Origin of the sequence: Pseudomonas reinekei, from assembly GCF_001945365.1 — a bacterium.
GTDB classification, from domain to species: Bacteria; Pseudomonadota; Gammaproteobacteria; order Pseudomonadales; family Pseudomonadaceae; genus Aquipseudomonas; species Aquipseudomonas reinekei.
Genome location: NZ_MSTQ01000004.1, coordinates 157,239 through 181,158, shown reverse-complemented (window position 1 = coordinate 181,158; position 23,920 = coordinate 157,239). Strand labels below are relative to the sequence as shown.

Below are 23,920 nucleotides of genomic sequence, written 5' to 3'. Positions count from 1 at the left end.
AAGGCAGGCGTTCGTCATTGAATGGCCTGGATCGGATCTTGTACTGGCTCATCCCAACCCACGTGACCTTTGGTAGGGGTCACCACTAGGAGAGGAGGCGCCATGCCAACTATTACTCTTCCCGACGGCAGTCAACGTTCATTCGATCACCCGGTTTCCATCGCCGAGGTCGCCGCATCCATTGGTGCCGGCCTGGCCAAGGCCACCGTGGCCGGCAAGGTCAATGGCAAGCTGGCGGATGCCAGCGACATCATCGACAGCGACGCGACGCTGCAAATCATCACGCCAAAGGATGAAGAGGGGCTGGAGATCATTCGCCACTCTTGCGCTCACCTGGTTGGCCACGCGGTCAAACAGCTGTATCCGACTGCCAAAATGGTGATCGGGCCGGTCATCGATGAAGGCTTCTATTACGACATCGCCTTCGAGCGTCCTTTCACTCCGGACGACCTGGCCGCTATCGAACAGCGTATGCAGCAGCTGATCGAAAAAGATTACGACGTGATCAAGAAAGTCACTCCGCGCGCCGAAGTGATCGAAGTGTTCAAGGCCCGCGGCGAAGACTACAAGTTGCGCCTGGTCGAGGACATGCCGAACGAACAGGCCATGGGCCTGTACTATCACGAAGAATACGTGGACATGTGCCGTGGCCCGCATGTGCCGAACACCCGTTTCCTGAAATCCTTCAAACTGACCAAGTTGTCCGGCGCCTACTGGCGCGGCGACGCCAAGAACGAGCAACTGCAGCGCGTTTACGGCACCGCTTGGGCCGACAAGAAGCAACTCGCCGCTTACATCCAGCGCATTGAAGAAGCCGAGAAGCGCGATCACCGCAAGATCGGCAAGCGCCTGGGCCTGTTTCACACCCAGGAAGAGTCGCCGGGCATGGTGTTCTGGCACCCTAACGGCTGGACGCTGTACCAGGTGCTCGAGCAATACATGCGCAAGGTTCAGCGCGACAACGGCTATCTGGAGATCAAGACGCCACAAGTCGTTGACCGCAGCCTGTGGGAGAAATCCGGGCACTGGGCCAACTACGCCGACAACATGTTCACCACGCAGTCGGAAAACCGCGACTACGCCATCAAGCCAATGAACTGCCCTTGCCACGTGCAGGTGTTCAATCAGGGCCTGAAGAGCTACCGCGAGTTGCCGATGCGTCTGGCCGAATTCGGTGCCTGCCACCGTAACGAGCCATCAGGTGCGTTGCACGGCATCATGCGCGTGCGTGCGTTCACTCAGGATGACGCCCATATCTTCTGCACCGAAGAGCAGATGCAGGCCGAGTCCGCTGCGTTCATCAAGCTGACCATGGACGTCTACGCCGATTTCGGCTTCAAAGACGTCGAGATGAAGCTGTCCACTCGTCCGGAAAAACGCGTTGGTTCCGACGAGTTGTGGGATCGCGCCGAAGCAGCATTGGCTGCAGCCCTTGATAGCGCTGGCCTGCCGTACGATCTGCAGCCGGGCGAGGGGGCGTTCTATGGTCCGAAAATCGAGTTCTCGCTGAAAGATTGCCTCGGCCGAGTCTGGCAGTGTGGTACCCTGCAGCTCGATTTTAACCTGCCTGTCCGTTTGGGCGCCGAATATGTCTCCGAAGACAACAGCCGCAAGCATCCGGTTATGTTGCATCGGGCGATCCTGGGCTCCTTCGAACGATTCGTCGGAATTCTGATCGAGCACTACGAGGGTGCATTCCCTGCGTGGCTGGCTCCGACCCAGGCAGTGATCATGAATATCACTGATAAACAGGCAGATTTTGTTGCCGAAGTAGAAAAAACTCTCAACGAAAGCGGGTTTCGTGCCAAGTCTGACTTGAGAAATGAAAAGATCGGCTTTAAAATCCGCGAGCATACCTTGCTCAAGGTTCCCTATCTCTTGGTTATTGGGGATAAGGAAGTCGAGATGCAGACTGTCGCTGTGCGTACTCGTGAAGGTGCTGACCTGGGCTCGATGCCCGTCGCCCAGTTCGCCGAGTTCCTCGCGCAAGCGATTTCCCGGCGTGGTCGCCAAGATTCGGAGTAATTATTATTAAGCGTGAAATGAGACAAGATAAACGAGCTGCACCGAAAGCCCCGATCAACGAGAATATCTCGGCACGCGAGGTTCGGTTAATTGGCGCTGACGGCGAGCAGATTGGCATCGTCTCGATTGATGAAGCGCTTCGTATTGCTGAAGAAGCCAAGCTTGATCTGGTAGAAATCTCCGCCGACGCAGTCCCGCCAGTTTGCCGGGTGATGGACTACGGCAAATCGATCTTCGAAAAGAAGAAGCAGATTGCGGCAGCGAAGAAAAACCAGAAGCAGATTCAGGTAAAAGAAATCAAGTTTCGTCCAGGGACGGAGGAAGGGGATTACCAGGTAAAACTGCGCAACCTGGTACGTTTCCTGAGTGACGGGGACAGGGCCAAGGTATCCTTGCGATTCCGCGGCCGTGAGATGGCCCACCAGGAGCTGGGGATGGAACTCCTCAAGCGAGTTGAAGGTGACTTGCTCGAGTACGGTTCGGTCGAACAGCATCCTAAGATGGAAGGACGCCAGCTGATTATGGTCATCGCCCCGAAAAAGAAGAAGTAATCAACAGGGCACGGCAGGCCTTCTGATTATGTTTATCAACTGAATGCGGAGTATCCGAACATGCCAAAAATGAAGACCAAAAGTGGTGCTGCTAAGCGGTTTCTGAAAACTGCTAACGGTATCAAGCACAAGCACGCTTTCAAGAGCCACATCCTGACCAAAATGTCGACCAAGCGTAAGCGTCAACTGCGCGGTAGCAGCTTGCTGCATCCGTCTGACGTGGCAAAAGTCGAGCGCATGCTGCGCCTTCGTTAATTTTAGTCAAGAATAGAGGAAGTAACTCATGGCTCGTGTAAAGCGTGGCGTCATTGCCCGTAAGCGTCACAAAAAAATTCTGAAACTTGCTAAAGGCTACTACGGCGCACGCTCCCGCGTATTCCGTGTTGCCAAGCAAGCGGTAATCAAGGCAGGCCAATACGCCTACCGTGACCGTCGTCAGAAAAAACGTCAGTTCCGCGCTCTGTGGATCGCTCGTATCAACGCTGGTGCTCGTATCAACGGTCTGTCCTACAGCCGTTTCATCGCCGGCCTGAAAAAAGCGTCCATCGAGATCGACCGTAAGGTTCTGGCTGATCTGGCAGTGAACGAAAAAGCGGCGTTTGCTGCGATTGTCGAGAAAGCTAAAGCCACCTTGGCTTAAGTACCCCCGACAGTCACCCGGCCTCACCTCTGTGGGGCCAGGTGTTAAACGTCATAAATAGGGGAAGAGCCTTCAAGCTCTTCCCCTATTTTGTATCTGGAGTCTGTACATGGAAAACCTGGATGCGCTCGTCTCTCAAGCACTAGAGGCTGTGCAAAGCGCTGAAGATATCAATGCCCTGGAGCAAATCCGGGTTCACTACCTTGGCAAAAAAGGTGAATTGACTCAGGTGATGAAGACCCTGGGGAATTTGCCGGCAGAAGAGCGTCCGCAAGTCGGTGCGCTGATCAACGTTGCCAAGGAGCGTGTCACAGACGTTCTCAATGCGCGCAAGGTGTTGTTTGAAGAGGCCGATCTGGCTGCCAAACTGTCCGCCGAGTCCATTGACGTGACCCTGCCGGGCCGCGGTCAGACCTCCGGTGGTCTGCATCCGGTTACCCGCACTCTGGAACGCATCGAACAATTCTTCACCCACATTGGCTACGGCATTGCCGAAGGTCCTGAGGTCGAAGACGATTATCACAACTTCGAAGCGCTCAACATCCCAGGCCATCACCCGGCCCGGTCGATGCACGATACCTTCTATTTCAATGCCAACATGTTGCTGCGCACCCATACCTCGCCGGTACAGGTCCGCACCATGGAATCCAAACAGCCGCCGATCCGCATCGTCTGTCCAGGCCGTGTGTACCGTAGCGACTCGGATATCACCCACTCGCCGATGTTCCACCAGGTCGAAGGCCTGCTGGTAGATCGCGACATCAATTTTGCCGATCTTAAAGGCACCATCGAAGAATTCCTGCGGGTGTTCTTCGAGAAAGAACTGGCTGTACGTTTCCGGCCTTCGTACTTCCCGTTCACCGAGCCATCCGCCGAAGTCGATATGGAATGCGTGATGTGCAGCGGCAAAGGCTGCCGTGTCTGCAAGCAGACTGGCTGGCTGGAAGTCATGGGCTGCGGCATGGTTCACCCGAACGTGCTGCGTATGTCCGGGATCGACCCGGAAGAGTTTTCGGGCTTCGCCTTCGGCATGGGCGTTGAGCGTCTGGCCATGCTGCGTTACGGCGTGAACGACTTGCGTCTGTTCTTCGACAACGACTTGCGGTTCCTCGCGCAATTTCGCTAGTCGTAACGAATTCTTAGGAGAGCAGGATGAAATTCAGTGAACAATGGCTGCGTGGCTGGGTTAGCCCGCAGGTAAGTCGCGATGAGCTGGTTGCTCGTCTGTCGATGGCCGGTCTTGAGGTCGATAGCGTTACGCCGGCCGCCGGTGTATTCAGCGGTGTGATCGTGGGCGAGGTGCTCACCACCGAACAGCACCCGGACGCCGACAAGTTGCGTGTTTGCCAGGTCAGCAATGGTTCGGAAACCTTTCAGGTCGTGTGCGGTGCGCCAAACGTGCGCCCGGGCCTGAAGATTCCGTTCGCCACCATCGGTGCCGAACTGCCGGGCGACTTCAAGATCAAGAAAGCCAAGCTGCGTGGCGTTGAGTCCAACGGCATGCTGTGCTCGCAAGCCGAGCTGCAAGTCGGCGAGGGCAACGATGGCCTGATGGAACTGCCGGCTGATGCGCCAGTGGGCCAGGACATTCGTGAATACCTGAACCTGGAAGACGCCAGCATCGAAGTCGATCTGACCCCGAACCGCGGTGACTGCCTGTCCCTGGCCGGTCTGGCCCGTGAAGTCGGTGCGCTGTATGCGGCCAAGGTCACGCGTCCAGTGGTTGCCAGCGTTCCGGCTGTCCACGACGAAGTGCGTTCGGTTGAAGTGCTGGCGCCGGCGGCCTGCCCACGTTACCTGGGGCGGGTGATCCGCAACGTCGACCTGTCCAAGCCTACGCCGCTGTGGATGGTAGAGCGCCTGCGTCGTGCTGACGTGCGTAGCATCGATGCTGCCGTCGACATCACCAACTACGTGATGCTTGAACTGGGTCAACCGCTGCACGCTTTCGATCTTGCCGAGATCAACGGCGGCATCCGCGTGCGCATGGCCGAAGAAGGCGAGAAGCTCGTGCTGCTCGACGGTCAGGAAGTCAGCCTGCATAGCGATACGCTGGTGATCGCTGACCACACCCGCGCGCTGGCAATCGCTGGCGTCATGGGTGGCGAGCACAGCGGTGTCAACACCGCGACCACTCGCGATATTTTCCTGGAAAGCGCGTTCTTCGATCAGATCGCTGTCGCTGGCAAGGCTCGCTCCTACGGCCTGCACACCGATGCATCGCATCGCTACGAGCGCGGCGTGGACTGGCAGCTCGCCCGTGAAGCCATGGAGCGCGCCACTGGCCTGCTGCTGGAAATCACCGGTGGCGAAGCCGGCCCGATCATCGAAACCGTGAGCGAACAGCACCTGCCGTCGATTGCGCCGGTGACCCTGCGCGCTCAACGCATCACCCAGATGCTGGGCATGGAAATGGACTCGGCTGAAGTTGAGCGTCTGCTCAGCGGTCTGGGTCTGACCATTACGGCTGACGGGGCAGGGCAGTGGCGTGTAGAAGTGCCAAGCCATCGCTTCGACATCAGCCTGGAAGTCGATCTGATCGAAGAGCTGGCGCGTCTGTACGGCTACAACCGTCTGCCGGTTCGTTACCCGCAAGCGCGTCTGGCGCCGCAAGCGAAGGCAGAAGCGCGTAGCGACCTGCCGGAACTGCGTCGTCTGTTGGTCGCCCGTGGTTATCAGGAGGCGATCACCTACAGCTTCATCGATCCGAAACAGTTCGAGCTGTTTAATCCGGGTGTAGAGCCGTTGTTGCTGGCCAATCCGATTTCCAACGACATGGCTGCCATGCGTTCGTCGCTGTGGCCCGGTCTGGTCAAGGCGCTTCAGCACAACCTGAATCGTCAGCAGGACCGCGTGCGTCTGTTCGAAAGCGGTCTGCGTTTCGTCGGCCAGCTTGACGGCCTGAAACAAGAGCCGATGCTGGCCGGTGTGGTTTGCGGTAGCCGTCTTCCGGAAGGCTGGGCGCAGGGGCGCGATACTGTGGACTTCTTCGACGTCAAGGCTGACGTTGAAGCGGTGCTGGGCTTCGCCGGTGCTCTGGATGCATTCACGTTCGTGCCTGGCAAACACCCGGCGTTGCATCCGGGTCAAACCGCGCGCATCGAGCGCGAAGGGCGTCTGGTGGGCTTCGTCGGCGCTATCCACCCTGAATTGTCGAAAACCCTGGGGCTGGATCGTCCGGTGTTTGTTTTCGAGCTGGTTCTGGCGGAAGTGGCGTCGGGCAAAATGCCTAAATTCCACGAGTTGTCGCGCTTTCCTGAAGTGCGTCGTGACCTCGCACTGATTGCGCACAAAGATGTTGCAGCCTCGGCCGTATTGGATGTAATCCGTGAAAATGCAGGCGAATGGCTGACAGACCTCAGGCTATTTGACGTATATCAGGGTAAAGGTATTGATCCTGATAGAAAAAGCCTCGCAGTTGGCTTGACCTGGCAGCATCCATCGCGCACTCTTAATGACGATGAGGTGAATAACACGACGCAAAACATCCTCACCTCGCTCGAACAAAGGTTGGACGCCACGTTAAGGAAGTGACGTATGGGGGCTTTGACGAAAGCTGAGATGGCGGAACGTCTGTATGAAGAGCTGGGCCTGAACAAGCGGGAAGCCAAGGAATTGGTTGAACTGTTTTTCGAGGAAATCAGGCACGCGCTCGAAGACAACGAACAAGTCAAATTGTCCGGTTTCGGCAATTTCGACCTTCGGGACAAACGCCAGCGGCCTGGCCGCAATCCGAAAACGGGAGAAGAAATCCCGATCACGGCTCGCCGTGTGGTCACCTTTCGTCCAGGGCAGAAGTTGAAGGCCCGAGTTGAGGCTTATGCTGGAACCAAGTCATAACGACGAGCTACCCGTCATCCCAGGCAAACGCTACTTCACCATTGGTGAAGTTAGCGAGCTGTGTGCGGTAAAACCGCACGTACTGCGCTACTGGGAGCAGGAGTTTCCTCAACTCAACCCCGTCAAACGCCGCGGAAACCGCCGGTATTATCAGCGCCAGGACGTGCTGATGATCCGGCAGATCCGCGCGCTTCTTTACGATCAAGGGTTCACCATCGGTGGCGCACGCTTGCGCTTGTCCGGCGATGAAGCCAAAGATGACACCACCCAATACAAGCAAATGATCCGCCAGATGATCGCCGAGCTCGAAGATGTTCTGGTGGTGCTCAAGAAATAAATTCCTGCTTTTAAATACTTCCAGTTTTCAAAAGCTTGCGATATATTCTCGAGCGTTCCTCGAGGTTGAGGAACGAGTTTCACGCCTAGTCGGGGCGTAGCGCAGTCCGGTAGCGCACTAGCATGGGGTGCTAGGGGTCGAGTGTTCGAATCACTCCGTCCCGACCATATAATTCAAAGGGTTGCGAGATTTTATCTCGCGACCCTTTTTTATTTGTCCGCGTTTTTACCCCCACAAAATGGCTGGCTCTGAGTGGATTTTTCGGATGTGTTACCAATATCGGATTTTGTCCTAGGGGCTTTTGGCAGGCGGATTGCTCTGGTCTACCTAGCGGCCATTCGATGATGGGATGAGAAATCAGTAACGACCAAAGGCACATTACGGCTCTCACTAGAAGAGCTATCATCCCGCCATCAGCTCAAGAGGGGCTCCCTGGCCGGCCAATTCCGGCACTCCCTTGGGCATAACGACACGGATGGTTGCGCATGGACGACATCGTTCAGCCCCTCACGCCCCAAGAAGAAGTCCAGCTGTTGGCGCCTACGCCGAATTGCCCCAGTTGCTGAGATTTCACTGACCCTGTCTGACTCCTCGCGAATCCTTGTCTGTGCTGGATTTTTGAAGGTTTGGAGATGGGGCAGTCTTGCCTCGGCACGTGGGTCAATTCAGCGTCGGCGTGAACAGTTGGTGGAATGGCTGTCCGGATGGTCATGGAATCCCCACTGCCTATACAGCTTGGGTAACTGCCGCGAAGGGCGTCCAAGTAGACCCGATGCCAGCTCTTGATGGTCGACCGATTGACGTGTCGCTTTCTTCGGAAAAGTGAGCATTCATCGGTAGCTTTTGTTGATGCGCTTGGCGATTGGTTAGCCAGGCTTTCTAAGGCCAAATCGCGCATGCAGGTGGAGCGGGCTGCAAGGGGCTGGCGGTCTTGGAAGGAGTATTAGGCATATCGGTTTCCTTTCGGTTTTTGGTACCCCGAGACTACTGCCGGACGATTTGATGTCCAGCCAAAAGGCCCCCTGGAATTTCCATTTGCATGCAGGGCCTGCATCCGCGTCCCAGACGAGACAATTGCAAGCTGACCCGTGGGCACGCCATTGTTTTCTGATCGTTGACGGAGGACACGGATCTGCATATACAGTCCATTCTTTCAATTTTTTGTTTCGGTAAGTCATGAGCGAAGAACGAGATCTCCCGGAGCCAGAGCACGACCACCTACTTGACCATGAATTCCATGAGGACGAGGCATGGATCGAAGACGACGCTCAAGCAGCTTTTGATGAAGAAGAAGATGATGTTGATTTTCTTGATCAGATCGATCAGGAGGAATGACCCGAAGGGTCTACATGTTTCGAATCAAGCCCTGGCATCCGCCGGGGATCTTTTTATGCACGCGATTCACTCAGGCCCCTTCAATGACGGGGCTTTTTCATCTCGGCGGGCAGGGCTTGCAAATCGTCTCTGGACCATAGCGGGATTTCGCGCTGAGCGAGGCATTTCCCTAAACGATTGACCCTGTCGTTACTAGGGTTGCCGGGCAGCGAGATGGTTGTAGACAACAGTATTGTTCAAGGCTTGTCCTTCGCGTTGAGGAGACAGGAATGTAAAAGCCCGCGTGGAGAGCGCGGGCTAAAGCATCTATAAGGAGCGGGGATCAACTTGATCTGTCATTTTCCAATAACAGGCCGCTGCCAGTCGGTAAACTTCATGGCAGACAGTTCCAGTTTATTTTGCCGCCTTCTCAATCAGCTCAGCTACGGCCTTTGGATTGGACACCATCACAACGTGTGAGCCACCCTTGACCACGACAGTTTGCTTGGAGTGCGCACGCTCAGCCATGAACGCCAGGGCCTGAGGTGGAATGTTCTTGTCTTTATCGCCGTAAACAAACCACGATGGAACGGTTTTCCAGGCCGGCGTGGTGGCTGCTTCATTCAACGCAGCGACGGTGACGGGGCGCTGACCAGCAGCCATCAGGCGAGCATCGGCTTCAGATACATCGGCAGCAAATTGTTCATGGAATTTATCTTGCTGGATGTAGAGATCTTTCCCACCGTCCGCAAGATCAACGGGTGCAGCTAGAGCAGATGCAAGCGTTCCGCCTGGGAAGCGGCCAGACAATTCCGCTGCCGTTTCGCCAGCCTCTGGCGCAAACGCTGCGACGAATACCAAGCTCTTCACGTTTGAGTTGCCATAAGCGGCTTCAGAAATCACAGGTCCGCCATACGAGTGACCGACCAGGACAACCGGCGTCTTGATGTTTTTGACGATGCTTGCAACAGACTGGGCGTCACTGGTAACACCACGCAGTGGATTCGCCGCTGCGATGACGGGGTAACCGTCCTTTTCCAGAATTTTCACAACGCCATTCCAACTTGACGAATCAGCGAAAGCGCCGTGCACAAGGATCACGGTTGGCTTTACGTCAGCGGCGTGTGCCAGGGTTGCGGCAGTGATGGCAGTTGCGAAGGCCAAGCCCGAGAGAATCTTTTTCATTTGAGTGTTTACCAGTGAGTGGAACTGCTTAATATTTTGTGCGCTAACCAATCGCTCTGGTAATAATCGTGCGACAGATAAAATCTGTTGTCAATAGCTTGCGATTGAATCGTGCACGTAATAATTTGCTTCCCCTAGGTAACAAGGGAGAAACAGGTGACCCAATTGGATATTCCGGAAGACGATTTCGCGCCACTGAATGAGTTTTTATGCTTCACGATCTACTCAACGGGACATGCGCTTGCGCAGTTCTACCGTCCGATTTTGGAGGCAATAGGTCTGACGTATCCGCAGTATTTGCTGATGGTGGCGCTTTGGGCGAAGGATGATCAGATCATCAAGGATCTGGGTAGCAGGCTATTTCTGGAGTCGAGCACACTCACGCCATTAGTTAAGCGTATGGAAAGCGCGGGACTTATCAGCCGCTGCCGGGATCCGAAAGATGAGCGTCAGGTGCGGGTCAGGCTGACGGACAAGGGCAGGGCATTGAAGTCTGAGGCACTCAAGGTCCCGGGATGTATTCAGTCGGCAGTGGGCATGAGCGCGGAAAAAGTCATGGAAATTCAGGCTGCGGTCGCGGGCATCCGTGACCGGTTGATTGAAGGGCGATAAATTCGTCCTCCAGTCCTGATCAATGAATTTCTGGAAATCCGGACGCCCAGCCGCTGAGTAGAGATTACGCCTGATGAAGATCCAGACCCATTTGAACCGATCAGGATTCTGCTCACTATTGAGTTCGCAGTGATGGTCGGACACTGCGACTGTGCATACCAAATTGCTCAGATTCTGGATTTCAAAACCGTTGTTGGAATTGAAGTCCAGTCAGTAAAGGTAGTTTTCGGTGGCCGGTTTAATGGCGTTACTTTGAAATAGAAACTTGGATTTAGTTGTTATCCAGCAAGTACAGATCGGCTATCGGTGTGACGATAGTTGATCAGGTGCGCGGGGTGAGTGGCAAAGGCTGAGTAGCAAGGGGAGGCGACATTGACGGCGCTGCAGTGCAACGACCCGCAGTCTCAGGGCGAGATATCGGGCTGACGACGTGACTGCAAAGATCGCTTTTTCTCTTCCGGGTTGAACAATGCGCCGATCGCCTGTCGGGCCCGGGACAGGCGGCTCATCACAGTGCCCATCGGCACATCCAGTATGACAGCCGCTTCCTTGTAGCTGAATTGCTCGACGCCAACCAGCAGCATCACTTCGCGCTGGGCCTCGGGCAAATTATTGACGGCGCTCAGGATCTGTTGGTGCATGAGCGAAGATTCGGGGGTTGCAGCATCCGGGTCGCTGACTGTTTCCAGCGCGTTCTGATCCCAATCAGAACGCGAGCGGCCGCGCACATTGCGCGACCGCAGTTCGTTGATCCACGTAGAGTGAACGATTGAGAACATCCAGCTCAATAATGAGGTGTCCGGCTGAAACTGATGGGCTCGTTCCAAAGCCCGGACACAGGCCAGTTGTACGAGGTCTTCCGCGTCATGTTTGTCGCCGGTTATACGCAAGGCGAACGCCCATAATCGCGGCAATAGACCCGGAAGGAGTGCCGGTAAGTCCGCACCAGTGATCGACATATTCCCTCTTGTTATTACATGGTGCCTGTGGCGTAACCAATGAGTTCAGCTACTGGCCAACACATCCGGTAGCGCTACGCCGGACCTCTGACACTGTGGCACCGATATGTAACTTAATCGATACCGGGTCGCGATTGTGCCATTCTCAAAGGCAAAAACCTATCCAGATACGCCAATGCGCAAAACATTTATACTGCGCCCTTGAGTGCGGTTTCTGATGTGAGATCGATTGCAGCGTTGACGGCTATTGAGTTATCCAGCCTGATGTCAATATGATGGCTAGTTGGGCTAAACAAGCGGATGTTTGGCCGAGAGGTCAAGGAAGATACGCGCGATGAGAAATGGAGATGCCAAGTGACCACTGTAGGGGATGACGCTTTGCTTCTGGCATATGTGAACGGCGAATTGTCGCCCCAGCAATGTCAGGAAATCGAGCAATTGATGGAGCATTCTCCAGACGTTGCCGAGCGCGTCTTTTGCTTGATGGCGTCAACGCTGCCGTACCCCGAAGCATTTGCCCGTCAAGCCATTCCGCCAGTGCCCGAGAGCCTGGTGCAGAAAATCGACGCACTGTCGAAGCAGTCGCTGCCGCCGCGTCCTGACGCACAGGTTTCCCGCAAAACCCATGCGCCCGCTGCCAGTTTTGTCGAACGAATGTTCGGCAAGCCACGACTGGGCTGGCTGGCCGTTGCGTTCGCCACAGGGGCTGCGTGTTACGGTCTTGTGCTGCAGGCCGGTTTCCTCGGTGGCGCGGCACGCACACACAATCCTGTTCAGCCACCGACCCTGGCACAGAACCAGCCGTCGCCGTGGGTTCAACAAGCCGCGTCGTACCAGCAGTTGTATACCCGCGATACCGTCGATCTGGTGACCCCTGATCCCGGCATCGTGGCCCGGACGGTCAGCGATATTCGTCAGGTTGATGGACTGGCCTTGCGTATTCCCGATCTCAGTTCGGCAGGTTTGACGTTCAAAGGCGTACAGCGCCTGCGTTTCAACCAAAAAGCGTTGGTGCAATTAATCTATTTGCCGCAGACCGGTGCGCCCATTGCGCTTTGCGTGATGAAAGAGCCCAAACCGGATCAGTCTCCTGCGCAACTGCGTGTGGCACAAATGAACGTAGTGGTGTGGCGGCAGTCTGAACTCGGCTACGCCCTGATCGGCGAGCCGGAAGGGGTTGATCTCAACGCCGTCGCTCGTCTGGTGGCGGACCGCAGCGCAGGCCAATTGTTTGCCTCGCGACTTACACCTTTATGGATAGCTGCAACGCGCGAGTAAGACCGCAGGAGTCGGCATCGTCAACGAAGCCGGACACCTGGAAAATTGATGATTAACAATAAAACCCTGCGCATCGCGGCCACTGTGTTGGCCTCTTTTATTTTATTGATCTGCTGCGGCGTGGCCGTCATTTCCCCCGATTGGGCGATACGATTGGCGGCTGCCCCTAGCGCCACGCAAATGGTCGATGAGTTTGAAGCGGTCTCCGGCCCTCATCCAGGCTTCAGACGCAATCACGCCAAGGGTGTTTGCGTCAGCGGTCATTTTGAAAGCAACGGCAACGCTGCCCCTTTCTCCAAAGCCGCCTTGTTCAAACCGGGCAGCTACCCGGTGATCGGGCGTCTGTCGATCGTAGGCGGCGACCCGGCGGTCAATGATGCACGCGGCAACCTGCGCAGCCTTGCATTGTTGATGGTTGCCGACGGGCAAGTATGGAAGACTTCGATGAATTCCATCCCGGTGTTTCCAGTGCGCACGCCCGAGGTTCTGCTCAAGCAGTTACAGGCATCCGTGCCCGATAAAGCCACCGGTCGTCCCGATCCATCGCGGGTGCAGGCCTTCCGTGAACAGCACCCCGAGACTCAAGGATTCCGCGATTGGCTGACGGTGACTCCTCCCTCATCGGGCTACGACAACGGTACCTATTACAGCGTTAACGCATTCCGGTTTTTAGACGAACAAGGCCAAGCGTCCACCGTACGCTGGAGCATGGAGCCGGAAGCGATGTACGCGCCGCAGGTTCATGAGTCTTCAGGCGGTAGCGATCCGGACCGGTTGTCATTCTCCTTGGCAAAACGCCTGCAGCAGGCCCCGGTCCGCTGGCACTTGGTGATCACCTTCGCGGAGCCGGGAGACCCGAGTAATGATGCCACCCGGTTATGGCCAACCGATCGCCGACGCATTGATGCAGGCGTATTGGTCATTACCTCTCACCAGTCCCAGGTTGACGGGCCATGTCGCGATGTCGATTTCAACCCGCTGGTATTGCCCCCCGGTATTGAGCCCTCTGATGACCCGTTGTTGATGGCTCGAGCAGCCGCTTACGCCGAGTCGCGCAATCGCCGTTTGCACGAATCACGTACGCAATGAATGAACAGAATCCGTAAGGCAAAAATTTCCGAAATAAATTTTTGATCGCTGGAATAAAGTCGTGTGATCGGTTGTTTTACCCCTAAGCAGTCACTAACAGCTGATGCAAGAGGGGATTTCGATGCACGACTTCACGACACTGACAACACGGCTAAGCGACGATGCACCGTGCGGCATCAGTGTCGAATACGAGCCTGAATTCCTTGCACTTGAGGAGCAGGCGCAAGGCAAGCCTGAAGTTGAATACGGCACTACGCTGTCTGCGGCTACACCGCCTAACTGGAAGGCGGTCAAGGCGCTGGCAATGCCGCTGGCACAGCGTACCCGCGACTTGCGCATCGCGCTTTACCTGACCCGAGCCGAGCTCAATCTCAGCGGTATCAGCGGCCTGGCCGCCGGTCTCGGGCTGATCGCAACGTTGCTCGAGCAACATTGGGAGCACGTTCACCCTCAACTGGATGCCGATGATGACGATGATCCGCAATTGCGCGTCAACATTATTGCCGGGCTCTGTGACAACCACGGTCTTCTGCGCGATCTGCGCGTATCTCCACTGGTGGAGAGCCTCGCGGTCGGCCGCTTCAGTCTTCGCGATATAGACCTTGCCAGCGGGGAACTGGTCGGCGCGGTCGGCTCAGAGGTTCCTTCGCTGGCAGCCATTGAAGGAGCGTTCCAGGAGGTCGGTCCCGTGGCTCTGGCCAGCACGGCCACCGCGCTCGACGACGCATTGGCTCGCACTCTACGTATCGAACAGCTGCTCACCGAACGTGTGGGGATCGCCCGATCAGTCGACCTCAGTGCTTTGCCGATGTTGCTCGAACGAGCCCGTGGCTGGGTCAAGCGCTATTTGCCGGAACAGGCAGAGACTGAAGAGGGCGCCTCGCCGGTGCCTGATCTTGAGGCACGCGCAGGCAAGGCGCCTGTCCAGCGCGGCGAGATCAATAGCCGAGATGATGTGCGGCTGATGCTGGACAAACTCTGCACCTACTTCGCCAGCCACGAACCCGCCAGCCCGATACCGCTGTTGTTGCAACGGGCACGAAAGCTCGTGGATAAAAATTTCGTCGAGCTGTTGCAAGACCTTGCGCCGGAAGGTTTGGCGCAACTGAAGCTGGTCAGCGGCCTGCGCGACGACGGCTGACATGACCCACAGACCACCCCGCGATATCAACGTTTTTGCATCCCACACTCGGAGGTTTTCCATGGCAGAAAGCAGTCAGAAATTCATAGCCCGCAACCGTGCTCCCCGCGTCCAGATCGAATACGACGTGGAAATCTATGGTGCCGAAAAAAGCGTGTCGTTGCCGTTCGTGATGGGCGTATTTTCGGACCTCTCGGGCAAGCCGGCCGAACCCTTGGCGCCGGTGGCGGAGCGCAAGTTCCTGGAGATCGATGTCGACAATTTCGATGAGCGTCTCAAGTCGATGAAGCCGCGTGTAGAACTGCAAGTCCCTAACACGCTGACAGGGGAAGGCAGCTTGCCGGTGGATATCACATTTGAAAGTCTCGACGACTTCAGCCCGGCAGCCATTGCACGCAACGTTCCATCGTTGGATGCGCTGCTCACCGCCCGCAGCCAATTGTCGAACTTGCTCACCTACATGGACGGCAAGACCGGTGCTGAAGAACTGCTCGCTCGTTTGTTGAGCGAGCCCGCTCTGATGCAGGCACTGAACTCGGCGCCAGCAGCGCAAGCCGAACCCGAGTAAACGTTTCGGCACTGCACCCGGCACTGTCCTCGGCACTGTCCTCGGCACTACCCAACTAAAACCCCCCTCGGCTGGGCCACTTTTTGGCCCCGGCGGAGAAAAGCTTTGCCCGAATTCAAGGAATAGCCATGTCTACCAGCGAATCTCAAGCGCTGACGCAAACGGTTGCGACCCCCGATCTGGCGGTCGCCGACTTCGCCAGCCTGCTGCAAAAAGAGTTCAAACCCAAGACTGATAAAGCCAAGGATGCCGTCGAGTTCGCGGTGCGTACCCTGGCCGAACAGGCGTTGCAGGACACGCATCTGGTGTCGGACGATGTACTGGGCACCATCGAAGGCTTGATTGCCGAGCTGGATCGCAAGTTGACCGAGCAGATCAACCACATCTTGCACCACGAGCAATTCCAGTCGGTGGAAAGCGCCTGGCGCGGCCTGCATTATCTGGTCAGTAACACCGAGTCCGACGAGACCCTGAAAATTCGCGTGATGAACATTTCCAAGTCGGAAATGCACAAGACCCTGCGCAAATTCAAGGGCGTGGCCTGGGATCAGAGCCCGCTGTTCAAGAAGCTTTATGAAGAAGAATACGGTCAGTTTGGCGGAGAGCCCTACGGCTCCTTCGTGGCGGATTATTACTTCAGCAACAGCGCCCCGGATGTCGATCTACTGACGCAGATGGCCAAGGTCAGCGCCGCGGCACACTGCCCACTGATCGCGGCGGCAGACCCCAGCGTGATGCTGATGGAGTCGTGGCAGGAACTGGCCAATCCGCGGGACTTGACGAAAATTTTCCAGACCCCGGAGCATGCCGCCTGGCGAGCGTTTCGCGCCTCCGAGGACTCGCGTTACGTGGGCCTGGCCATGCCTCGCTTCCTGTCTCGCGCACCGTACGGTGCCAAGACCAATCCGGTGGAAGCATTCGATTTCGAAGAGACCACCGATTCACCGGGCAGCAAGGATTTCACTTGGGCCAACGCAGCTTACGCGATGGCGGTGAACATCAACCGGTCATTCAAGCGCTACGGCTGGTGCTCGCAGATTCGTGGTATCGAATCCGGCGGGGCGGTGGAAGATTTGCCCGTGCACACGTTCCCCACCGATGACGGCGGCGTCGACATGACGTGCCCTACCGAAATCGCCATCAGCGATCGCCGTGAAGCAGAACTGGCGAAAAACGGTTTCATGCCGCTGGTGCATAAAAAGAACAGCAACCTGGCGGCGTTCATCGGTGCGCAGTCAATGCACAAGCCCGCCGAATATGACGACCCGGACGCCACCGCCAACGCCAACCTGGCCGCGCGGTTGCCGTACCTGTTCGCCACCTGCCGCTTCGCGCATTACCTCAAGTGCATCGTGCGCGACAAGATCGGCTCGTTCAAAGAGCGCGCCGACATGCAGATCTGGCTCAACAACTGGATCGGTCGCTACGTCGAGCACAATCCGGCCACCGCCACCGAGTCGGACAAGGCGCGCAAGCCGTTGGCTGGCGCTGAAGTGGTGGTCGAGGAAGTCGAAGGCAATCCCGGCTATTACAACTCGCGATTCTACCTGCGGCCGCATTACCAGCTTGAAGGCCTGACGGTCTCGTTGCGCCTCGTCTCTAAGTTGCCGTCCACCAAAAACTAAGACCCGCGAGGGTGGCGCGCGGTCGTTGCCGCTCGTGACTCCAGCCCCGTTGCTCCTTAAACACTGACAACACAAAGGTACTGAACATGATCCTGCTCAACTTCAAAGGCAAACAAATCAAAGGCACCTCGACCGTCTCGGCGCACACCGACTGGATCACGATCGATGCTATCCAGATGGGCGTGGGCCGGGCGATCTCCACCAGCGGCGGTGGCGCTGACCGTGACACCAGCAACCCGTCGTTCTCGGAAATCACCTTGTCCAAGTCCACTGACCTGGCGTCCTCGGACCTCTTCATGGAAGCGGTGTGCGGCAAGAGCCTGGGGATCGCGGAAATCCACTTTATCCAGACCGGCGGCGCCGAAAAGAAGGAACAAGTGTTCCTCAAGCTGGAACTGGAAGAAGCAATCATCAGCTCCTATTCCGCTAACAGCGCCGGTGAACGGCCAAGCGAAACCTTCACCATCAATTTCACCAAGATCAGCTACCAGTACGACTCCTTCACGGGTGACATCGTGAAAACCGGTACGCCGAAGAAATGGGACCTGGAAGCCAACGCGAAAATCTGACGCACGCGCTGCGCTGCGTGATGGCAGGCCGACGCTGCGGCGTCGGTCTTACGATCTTTTGGGAGGTGCACCGATGAGACCGATTCAATTATCTGCCAAGCGAAAGCCCGTCCATGGCTGAGTTGACCAGCAAAGTTCGCCTGCAGCCCTCGCTACTCGATCGGCTGACCGACGCGGCGACGCACGAGCGTCACGAAGCGCGCGACAAACGTGTGCTGTCGATGCGCGATTTGCGTAAAGCGGTGCTGCGCGACCTCGGCTGGCTGCTCAACAGCACAAGCCTGGGCAGTGTGCAGTCGCTGGAGCCGTATCCGCTGTCGGCGCAATCGGTGCTCAATTTTGGTTTGCCCGACCTTTCCGGGCGCACCGCGACCGGTCTCGATCGCGGTGAGCTGGGCCGTCGCATTCGCCAAGCCATTTGGGATTTCGAACCGCGAATCCTGCGCGACAGTGTGCAGGTGATTGCGGTGCTCCCCGCCGACGCCCACGTCAGTCACAACCACGTGGCGTTCGAGATTCACGGTGAGCTTTGGGGCCAACCCTTGCCTGAACGGCTGTACCTCAAGACTGAACTGGACCTCGAAGCCGGTGATGTGCGGGTGTTCGACCTAGAAGCAGGCCTTGCTTCATGAATGCCCGGTTGTTGCGCTACTACGAACGCGAACTCCGGCACCTGCGGGAAATGGGGGGCGAATTCGCCCGCGATTATCCGAAAGTGGCCGGGCGTCTGGGCCTGGAAACCTATGCGTGCGCCGACCCTTATGTCGAACGTCTGCTGGAAAGCTTCAGCTTCCTGGCCGCGCGCGTGCAGCTGAAAATCGACGCGGAATTTCCGCGTTTCACCAACCACTTGCTGGAGCTGGTGTATCCGCATTACCTCGCTCCCACGCCGTCCATGGCGGTGGTGCAACTGCAAGCCGATACCGAGGAAGGCAACCTCGCACAAGGCTTCGTCGTGCCTCGCGGCAGCGCCTTGACCAGCCAGCTCGGCAAGGGCGATCAGACCGCGTGCCAATGGCGCACCGCCCACGATGTCACCCTGTGGCCAATCGAGATCGCAGAGGCGCGTTACTTTGCCTGCTCCGGCCAGGTCGGTGGCGTCGACCTGAGCCGCCTTGGGCCGGTCAAGGCCGGCTTGCGCCTGCGTTTGCAGGTTGGTGCCGGGCTGACGTTCAACGAAATCGGTCTCGACGCATTGCCGTTGCATTTGCGCGGGGGCGAAGCCTTGCCGGGGCGGTTGCTCGAGCACCTGTTGAGTCAAGCAGTAGGCGTACTGGTCACCCCGGTACAAGACGCCCATCGCTGGCACACCCTTCTGCCTCGGTCCTCGATTGGCGCCTTGGGTCTTAGCGACGAGGAAGCACTGCTGCCAACCGGGCCGCGTACCTTCCAGGGTTACCGTTTGCTGCAGGAATATTTCGCCATGCCGCAACGCTTTCTGTTCGCGCAGATCGGTGGCCTGGCGGATTCTGTCAGCCGGTGCACCAGCGCGCTCATCGACATCACCGTGTTGTTTCGCAGCTTCGAGCCTTCGTTCGAGCAAGTGCTCAGCGCCGAACATTTTGCCTTGCACTGCACCCCGGCGATCAACCTGTTTCCCAAGCGTGTTGACCGCGTACACCTCAGCGATCTGCAATCGGATTATCACGTGGTGCCGGACCGCACCCGGCCGATGGATTTCGAGATCTACCAGATCCGGAGCGTGACCGGTTATGGCAGCGGCGCCGAGCCGGAGCGGACGTTCGCCTCGTTCTACCACAGCAACGACCTGCAAGGCACCACGCCGCGCAACGCCTACTACCAGGTCCGTCGTGAAGGGCGTCGACTGTCCGACCAGCAACGCCGGCAAGGGCCGCGCTCAAGCTATCTGGGCAGCGAATTGTTCCTGTCGCTCGTCGATGCCCGGGAGGCGCCTTACAGCACTGGCTTGCGCCAACTGGGCATCGACACTCTGTGTACCAACCGTGACCTGGTGTTGAGCATGCCGGTGGGCAGTGGCAAGACCGATTTCACCGTGGAGTCCGGCGCGCCGGTTCGCGCGGCCCGGTGTGTCGCAGGGCCCACCGTGCCGGCACCGTCCCACGCTGAAGGCGAAACCGCATGGCGCCTGGTCAGCCACCTCTCGCTGAACTATCTGTCGCTGCTCGACCAGAACCCGGAGGAGGGTGCGAGTGCACTGCGCGAGATGCTGCGCCTTTATTGCGGCCGGGAGGACGCATCCGCGCACAGACAGATCGAGGGACTGCGCTCGGTCAGCGCCGAGACCATCGTGCGCCGTCTGCCGCTGCCAGGGCCGATCACCTATGGGCGAGGGCTGCAGATCAGCGTGCTGTTTGATGAAAGCGCTTTTGAAGGCAGTGGCGTGTTTGTGCTCGGCGCCGTGCTGGAACAATTCTTCGCAAAATATGTGTCGATCAATTCGTTTACGGAAACGCTGATCAAGAGCGACACCCGTGGACTGATCATGCAATGGCCAGTGCGGGTGGGACGATGCGAGATCCTTTAACTTTGCTCGCGCGCCTCGAACAGCAACCGGCGGCGTTCGATTTCCACGCTGCGCTGCGCCAGATCGAATGCGCCTTCGGCGATTTGCCGCGCATCGGCCAGGCGCATCGGCCGGCCGACGAAGCGCTGCGCTTTGGCCAACTGCCGTCCCTGGCGTTCGAACCGGCCATGATCGCCGCGCTGCAACGCGGTGGCGATGAGCAAGTGCCGCGTCTGCTGGTCAACCTGTTCGGCATGCTCGGCGCCAACGGGTCACTGCCAGTGCACCTGACCGATTACATCCGGGATCGTCAGCGCAATTTCGATGACCCGACCCTGGCGCGCTTCTGCGACATTTTTCACCACCGCATGATCAGTCTGTTCTACCGGGCCTGGTCGAGCGCCCAGCCGGCAGTCAGCCTGGACCGCCCGCAAGATGATCGCTTTGCCGACTACGTCGCTTCGCTGATCGGGCTGGGCATGCCATCACTGCGCGGGCGCGATGCGGTACCGGACCTCGCCAAGTTGCACCACGCCGGGCGCTTGAGTCCGCAAAGCCGCAACGCTGAGGGCCTTGGCGCTGTGTTGAGTGATTTTTTCCAGGTGCCGGTGCACGTGCAAACGTTCGTCGGCCACTGGATGGCCTTGCCTGCCGACGGCATCGCCCGGTTGCGCAGTGGCCCGGACGCCGAAGTGCTGGGGATGACCACGGTGCTGGGTAAAAAAGTCTGGAACGCTCAGCACAAGTTTCGTCTGGTCATAGGCCCTCTGAACCTGACGCAGGCTCTTGACCTGCTGCCCGGCGAACCGGGCATGCAACGGCTGCAAGCCTGGGTCCGGCAGTACGCCGGTCTTACCATGGAGTGGGACGTCAACTTGATCCTGCGCAAGGAACACGTGCCTGGTTTGCACCTTGGCCGACATGCGCGCCTCGGCTGGAGCAGCTGGTTGAGCAGCAAAACCCCCGACCGGGACGACCGCCAGTTGCTGGTCAGCCCCCGCCGTCTCGCGGCATCCGCACAATCTTCAATACAAGGACCAGACCATGGCTGATATCAGTCGCGTTGCCCTGTTCGGCAAGCTCAACCCGCTGTGTTACCGGGCCATCGAAAGCAGCACGGTGTTCTGCAAATTGCGTGGCAACCCCTACGTCGAAATTGTGCACTGGCTGCATCAGATCCTGCAGCTCGCCGACTCGGACCTGCGCCGGATCATCGGCCATTACGATATCGATCCGGCCGTGTTAACCCGTGATCTGACGGCGGCGCTGGATCGTCTGCCAAGGGGCTCGACGTCGATTTCCGATCTGTCATCGCAGGTCGAGGAAGCTGTTGAGCGCGCATGGGTCTACGGGACATTGATGTTCGGCGAATCGCAAGTGCGTTCCGGACATCTGATCATCGGTCTGCTGAAAACCCGGAATCTGCGCAACGCCTTGTTGGCCATTTCACCGGCATTCGGGCGGATCAGGGTTGAAGACCTTGGCGAGCGTTTCGTCCAGTTGCTGGACGCTTGCGTGGAAGCGCAGATGCAGGCCAGTGATGGTTTTCAGGTGGGCGGTCCCGGCGAAGCCATCGGCGCCACCGCACCGGCGGCCATGGGCCGCCAGGAAGCACTCAAGCGTTATACCGTGGACCTGACCGAGCAGGCGCGGGATGCGAAGATGGACCCGATTGTCGGGCGCGACGAAGAGATCCGCCAAGTGGTCGACATCCTCATGCGCCGCCGCCAGAACAACCCGATTCTGGTGGGTGAGGCCGGAGTCGGTAAAACGGCGGTGGTCGAAGGTTTCGCCCAACGCATCGCCCGAGGCGATGTGCCGCCAAGTCTCAAGGACGTGCAACTGCTGGCGCTGGACGTCGGTTTGTTGCAAGCCGGCGCGAGCATGAAAGGCGAGTTCGAGCAGCGACTGCGTCATGTCATCGATGAAGTGCAGGCCAGCCCCCGTCCGGTGATTCTGTTCATTGACGAAACCCACACCCTGGTCGGCGCGGGTGGCGCTGCAGGCACCGGCGACGCGGCCAATCTGCTCAAGCCGGCGCTGGCGCGCGGCGCCCTGCGCACGATCGGCGCCACCACATTTGCCGAGTACAAAAAACACATCGAGAAGGACCCGGCGCTGAGCCGTCGTTTCCAGACTGTGCAGGTTGACGAGCCGGACGAGGCCCGCGCCTTGCTGATGTTGCGCGGCATTGTGCAGACCATGCAGCAGCACCATAACGTGCATGTGCTGGACTCCGCGCTGGAAGCGGCGGTGCGCTTGTCCAACCGCTACATTCCGGCGCGGCAGTTGCCGGATAAGGCGGTAAGCCTGATCGACACCGCATGCGCGCGCGTCGCCATCAGCCTGCACGCCACGCCGGCACAGGTTGATGATTGCCGTCGGCGCATCGAAGCCCTGGAAACCGAACTCGGCATCATCAACCGCGAAACCGCACTGGGCCTCGACACCGTCACGCGCTGTGCGGCGGTAAACACCCTGCTTACGGCCGAGCGCGCACGCCTTGACGATCTCGACAGTCGCTGGCAGGCCGAGATGACCATGGTCGAGCAGATTCTCACGTTGCGCGGTGAATTGCGCGACAACGGTGAGGCGCCCGAACGCGACCAGCGTCTGGTGGAACTGCGCCAGTTGCAAGACCAGTTGGCGACGCAACAGGGTGAACATCCGCTGGTGCTACTGACGGTCGACGAGCAAGCCGTGGCATCGGTGGTGCAGGACTGGACTGGCATTCCGGTCGGTCGCATGGTCAAGAACGAAATCGAAAACGTACTGAAGCTGGCCGAGCGTTTGTCTCAGCGCATCATCGGCCAAAACCATGCCCTGGAGGCGATCGCCCGGCGCATCCAGACGTCCCGCGCCGGACTCGACAACCCGGGCAAACCGATCGGCGTGTTCATGCTCGCCGGCACCTCGGGGGTGGGCAAGACCGAAACCGCGCTGGCGCTGGCCGAGGCTTTGTACGGCGGCGAGCAGAACGTCATCACCATCAACATGAGCGAGTACCAGGAAGCGCACACCGTTTCGACCCTCAAGGGGGCACCACCGGGTTATGTCGGATATGGCGAGGGCGGTGTGTTGACGGAAGCGGTGCGACGCAAGCCTTACAGCGTGGTGCTGCTCGATGAGGTGGAGAAGGCTCACCCCGACGTTCACGAGTTGTTCTTTCAGGTATTCGACAAGGGCTGGATGGAAGACGGTGAAGGCCGGGTGATCGACTTCAAGAACACCTTGATCCTGCTGACCACCAACGTCGGCACCGAGCTGATCAGCCGCGCCTGCGGCGACCCGCAAAACGTACCGCCGGCTGAGGACATCGCCAAAGCCTTGCGCGCGCCGCTGCTGGAAGTGTTTCCGCCGGCCCTGCTCGGACGGCTGGTGGTCATCCCTTACTACCCGCTGAGCGACGCCATGCTTGGCAGCATCATCCGTCTGCAACTGGGACGCATCGAAAAACGCATCGCCGACGGTCAGAAGATCCCGTTCACCTGGAGCGAGGAAGTGGTCGCGCTGATCGCCAGTCGCTGCACCGAACTGGAAAGCGGCGGACGCATGATCGACGCGATCCTCACCCACTCGATGTTGCCGGCGATCAGTCGCGAAATCCTCACGCGCTTGTTGCAAGGCGAGCCGTTGACGCAGGTCGGTGTGGATGTGCAGCACGGCGAATTCACTTACCGGCTCGATTAAGCGGGCATTTTT

Annotated in this window: 22 protein-coding genes and 1 tRNA gene; 21 read left to right on the top strand and 2 right to left on the bottom strand. The window is 58.1% G+C overall.

Annotated elements, in window-relative coordinates; genetic code table 11:
* The first annotated feature begins 102 nt into the window (after window positions 1–102).
* The 10 genes from thrS (at window position 103) to BVK86_RS29785 (ending at window position 8,728) form a co-directional block, all read left to right on the top strand.
* Window positions 103–2,025, top strand: coding sequence for a threonine--tRNA ligase (gene thrS / locus BVK86_RS07690; RefSeq protein WP_075945855.1), 1,923 nt, complete (start codon window positions 103–105; stop codon window positions 2,023–2,025).
* Entirely contained in the window at window positions 2,025–2,576 is a 552-nt protein-coding gene (gene infC, locus BVK86_RS07685) for a translation initiation factor IF-3 (RefSeq protein ID WP_169843736.1), read from the top strand. The genes thrS and infC overlap by 1 nt, the downstream gene beginning before the upstream one ends.
* 60 nt (window positions 2,577–2,636) lie before the next feature.
* Window positions 2,637–2,831, top strand: a complete 195-nt coding sequence (gene rpmI, locus BVK86_RS07680; RefSeq protein WP_002553160.1) for a 50S ribosomal protein L35 — start codon at window positions 2,637–2,639, stop codon at window positions 2,829–2,831.
* A gap of 28 nt (window positions 2,832–2,859) precedes the next feature.
* A complete protein-coding gene (gene rplT / locus BVK86_RS07675; RefSeq protein ID WP_007905879.1) occupies window positions 2,860–3,216 on the top strand; it encodes a 50S ribosomal protein L20 in 357 nt (118 codons plus the stop codon).
* 109 nt (window positions 3,217–3,325) lie between these two features.
* Window positions 3,326–4,342, top strand: coding sequence for a phenylalanine--tRNA ligase subunit alpha (gene pheS, locus BVK86_RS07670; RefSeq protein ID WP_075945854.1), 1,017 nt, complete (start codon window positions 3,326–3,328; stop codon window positions 4,340–4,342).
* Between the two features lie 26 nt (window positions 4,343–4,368).
* A complete protein-coding gene (gene pheT / locus BVK86_RS07665; RefSeq protein ID WP_075945853.1) occupies window positions 4,369–6,750 on the top strand; it encodes a phenylalanine--tRNA ligase subunit beta in 2,382 nt (793 codons plus the stop codon).
* Window positions 6,751–6,753: 3 nt separating this feature from the next.
* Window positions 6,754–7,056, top strand: coding sequence for an integration host factor subunit alpha (gene ihfA / locus BVK86_RS07660; RefSeq protein ID WP_002553164.1), 303 nt, complete (start codon window positions 6,754–6,756; stop codon window positions 7,054–7,056).
* Complete coding sequence (locus BVK86_RS07655; RefSeq protein ID WP_003179985.1) at window positions 7,037–7,393, top strand: MerR family transcriptional regulator; 357 nt, start codon at window positions 7,037–7,039, stop codon at window positions 7,391–7,393. The genes ihfA and BVK86_RS07655 overlap by 20 nt, the downstream gene beginning before the upstream one ends.
* 90 nt (window positions 7,394–7,483) lie before the next feature.
* Window positions 7,484–7,560, top strand: a tRNA-Pro gene (locus tag BVK86_RS07650).
* A 1,009-nt stretch (window positions 7,561–8,569) separates the two neighbouring features.
* Window positions 8,570–8,728 carry a hypothetical protein gene (locus BVK86_RS29785; protein WP_167371500.1) on the top strand — a complete coding sequence of 53 codons (159 nt, stop codon included), beginning with the start codon at window positions 8,570–8,572 and terminating at the stop codon, window positions 8,726–8,728.
* A 393-nt stretch (window positions 8,729–9,121) separates the two neighbouring features.
* On the opposite strand, the gene BVK86_RS07645 is transcribed toward BVK86_RS29785, so the two are convergent.
* Window positions 9,122–9,892 (bottom strand): alpha/beta fold hydrolase, encoded by a 771-nt coding sequence (locus tag BVK86_RS07645; protein WP_075945852.1) that lies wholly within the window; start codon window positions 9,890–9,892, stop codon window positions 9,122–9,124.
* 156 nt (window positions 9,893–10,048) lie between these two features.
* Here BVK86_RS07645 and BVK86_RS07640 point away from each other — a divergent pair, with 156 nt between their 5' ends.
* Window positions 10,049–10,504 (top strand): MarR family winged helix-turn-helix transcriptional regulator, encoded by a 456-nt coding sequence (locus BVK86_RS07640; RefSeq protein ID WP_075945851.1) that lies wholly within the window; start codon window positions 10,049–10,051, stop codon window positions 10,502–10,504.
* 404 nt (window positions 10,505–10,908) lie between these two features.
* Here BVK86_RS07640 and BVK86_RS07635 read toward each other — a convergent pair whose 3' ends face one another.
* Complete coding sequence (locus BVK86_RS07635) at window positions 10,909–11,463, bottom strand: RNA polymerase sigma factor (protein ID WP_083659309.1); 555 nt, start codon at window positions 11,461–11,463, stop codon at window positions 10,909–10,911.
* A gap of 354 nt (window positions 11,464–11,817) precedes the next feature.
* Here BVK86_RS07635 and BVK86_RS07630 point away from each other — a divergent pair, with 354 nt between their 5' ends.
* The 10 genes from BVK86_RS07630 (at window position 11,818) to tssH (ending at window position 23,908) form a co-directional block, all read left to right on the top strand.
* Window positions 11,818–12,741 (top strand): anti-sigma factor family protein, encoded by a 924-nt coding sequence (locus tag BVK86_RS07630; RefSeq protein WP_075945850.1) that lies wholly within the window; start codon window positions 11,818–11,820, stop codon window positions 12,739–12,741.
* A 48-nt stretch (window positions 12,742–12,789) separates the two neighbouring features.
* Window positions 12,790–13,830: a catalase family peroxidase gene (locus BVK86_RS07625; protein ID WP_075945849.1), complete on the top strand. Its 1,041-nt coding sequence runs from the start codon at window positions 12,790–12,792 to the stop codon at window positions 13,828–13,830.
* 121 nt (window positions 13,831–13,951) lie between these two features.
* Window positions 13,952–14,971 (top strand): type VI secretion system protein TssA, encoded by a 1,020-nt coding sequence (gene tssA, locus BVK86_RS07620; RefSeq protein WP_167371499.1) that lies wholly within the window; start codon window positions 13,952–13,954, stop codon window positions 14,969–14,971.
* A gap of 61 nt (window positions 14,972–15,032) precedes the next feature.
* Window positions 15,033–15,539 carry a type VI secretion system contractile sheath small subunit gene (gene tssB / locus BVK86_RS07615; protein ID WP_075945847.1) on the top strand — a complete coding sequence of 169 codons (507 nt, stop codon included), beginning with the start codon at window positions 15,033–15,035 and terminating at the stop codon, window positions 15,537–15,539.
* Window positions 15,540–15,667: 128 nt separating this feature from the next.
* Window positions 15,668–17,164 (top strand): type VI secretion system contractile sheath large subunit, encoded by a 1,497-nt coding sequence (gene tssC, locus BVK86_RS07610; RefSeq protein WP_075945846.1) that lies wholly within the window; start codon window positions 15,668–15,670, stop codon window positions 17,162–17,164.
* 86 nt (window positions 17,165–17,250) lie between these two features.
* Window positions 17,251–17,733, top strand: coding sequence for an Hcp family type VI secretion system effector (locus tag BVK86_RS07605; protein ID WP_075945845.1), 483 nt, complete (start codon window positions 17,251–17,253; stop codon window positions 17,731–17,733).
* A gap of 113 nt (window positions 17,734–17,846) precedes the next feature.
* On the top strand, window positions 17,847–18,365 hold the full coding sequence (gene tssE / locus BVK86_RS07600) for a type VI secretion system baseplate subunit TssE (protein ID WP_075945844.1): 519 nt from the start codon (window positions 17,847–17,849) through the stop codon (window positions 18,363–18,365).
* Window positions 18,362–20,239 (top strand): type VI secretion system baseplate subunit TssF, encoded by a 1,878-nt coding sequence (gene tssF, locus BVK86_RS07595; protein ID WP_075945843.1) that lies wholly within the window; start codon window positions 18,362–18,364, stop codon window positions 20,237–20,239. The genes tssE and tssF overlap by 4 nt, the downstream gene beginning before the upstream one ends.
* Window positions 20,224–21,270 (top strand): type VI secretion system baseplate subunit TssG, encoded by a 1,047-nt coding sequence (gene tssG / locus BVK86_RS07590; RefSeq protein WP_231977905.1) that lies wholly within the window; start codon window positions 20,224–20,226, stop codon window positions 21,268–21,270. The genes tssF and tssG overlap by 16 nt, the downstream gene beginning before the upstream one ends.
* Window positions 21,263–23,908 carry a type VI secretion system ATPase TssH gene (gene tssH / locus BVK86_RS07585; RefSeq protein WP_075945841.1) on the top strand — a complete coding sequence of 882 codons (2,646 nt, stop codon included), beginning with the start codon at window positions 21,263–21,265 and terminating at the stop codon, window positions 23,906–23,908. The genes tssG and tssH overlap by 8 nt, the downstream gene beginning before the upstream one ends.
* The last annotated feature ends 12 nt before the right edge of the window (window positions 23,909–23,920 follow it).

What these genes read in the sequence shown, in the direction of transcription:
- thrS (WP_075945855.1), top strand. Translation starts at nt 103, where the DNA reads ATGCCAACTATTACTCTTCCCGACGGCAGTCAACGTTCATTCGATCAC.
- rpmI (WP_002553160.1), top strand. Translation starts at nt 2,637, where the DNA reads ATGCCAAAAATGAAGACCAAAAGTGGTGCTGCTAAGCGGTTTCTGAAA.
- rplT (WP_007905879.1), top strand. Translation starts at nt 2,860, where the DNA reads ATGGCTCGTGTAAAGCGTGGCGTCATTGCCCGTAAGCGTCACAAAAAA.
- pheS (WP_075945854.1), top strand. Translation starts at nt 3,326, where the DNA reads ATGGAAAACCTGGATGCGCTCGTCTCTCAAGCACTAGAGGCTGTGCAA.
- pheT (WP_075945853.1), top strand. Translation starts at nt 4,369, where the DNA reads ATGAAATTCAGTGAACAATGGCTGCGTGGCTGGGTTAGCCCGCAGGTA.
- ihfA (WP_002553164.1), top strand. Translation starts at nt 6,754, where the DNA reads ATGGGGGCTTTGACGAAAGCTGAGATGGCGGAACGTCTGTATGAAGAG.
- BVK86_RS07655 (WP_003179985.1), top strand. Translation starts at nt 7,037, where the DNA reads ATGCTGGAACCAAGTCATAACGACGAGCTACCCGTCATCCCAGGCAAA.
- BVK86_RS29785 (WP_167371500.1), top strand. Translation starts at nt 8,570, where the DNA reads ATGAGCGAAGAACGAGATCTCCCGGAGCCAGAGCACGACCACCTACTT.
- BVK86_RS07645 (WP_075945852.1), bottom strand. Translation starts at nt 9,892, where the DNA reads ATGAAAAAGATTCTCTCGGGCTTGGCCTTCGCAACTGCCATCACTGCC.
- BVK86_RS07635 (WP_083659309.1), bottom strand. Translation starts at nt 11,463, where the DNA reads ATGTCGATCACTGGTGCGGACTTACCGGCACTCCTTCCGGGTCTATTG.
- BVK86_RS07625 (WP_075945849.1), top strand. Translation starts at nt 12,790, where the DNA reads ATGATTAACAATAAAACCCTGCGCATCGCGGCCACTGTGTTGGCCTCT.
- tssA (WP_167371499.1), top strand. Translation starts at nt 13,952, where the DNA reads ATGCACGACTTCACGACACTGACAACACGGCTAAGCGACGATGCACCG.
- tssB (WP_075945847.1), top strand. Translation starts at nt 15,033, where the DNA reads ATGGCAGAAAGCAGTCAGAAATTCATAGCCCGCAACCGTGCTCCCCGC.
- tssC (WP_075945846.1), top strand. Translation starts at nt 15,668, where the DNA reads ATGTCTACCAGCGAATCTCAAGCGCTGACGCAAACGGTTGCGACCCCC.
- BVK86_RS07605 (WP_075945845.1), top strand. Translation starts at nt 17,251, where the DNA reads ATGATCCTGCTCAACTTCAAAGGCAAACAAATCAAAGGCACCTCGACC.
- tssE (WP_075945844.1), top strand. Translation starts at nt 17,847, where the DNA reads ATGGCTGAGTTGACCAGCAAAGTTCGCCTGCAGCCCTCGCTACTCGAT.
- tssF (WP_075945843.1), top strand. Translation starts at nt 18,362, where the DNA reads ATGAATGCCCGGTTGTTGCGCTACTACGAACGCGAACTCCGGCACCTG.
- tssG (WP_231977905.1), top strand. Translation starts at nt 20,224, where the DNA reads ATGCGAGATCCTTTAACTTTGCTCGCGCGCCTCGAACAGCAACCGGCG.
- tssH (WP_075945841.1), top strand. Translation starts at nt 21,263, where the DNA reads ATGGCTGATATCAGTCGCGTTGCCCTGTTCGGCAAGCTCAACCCGCTG.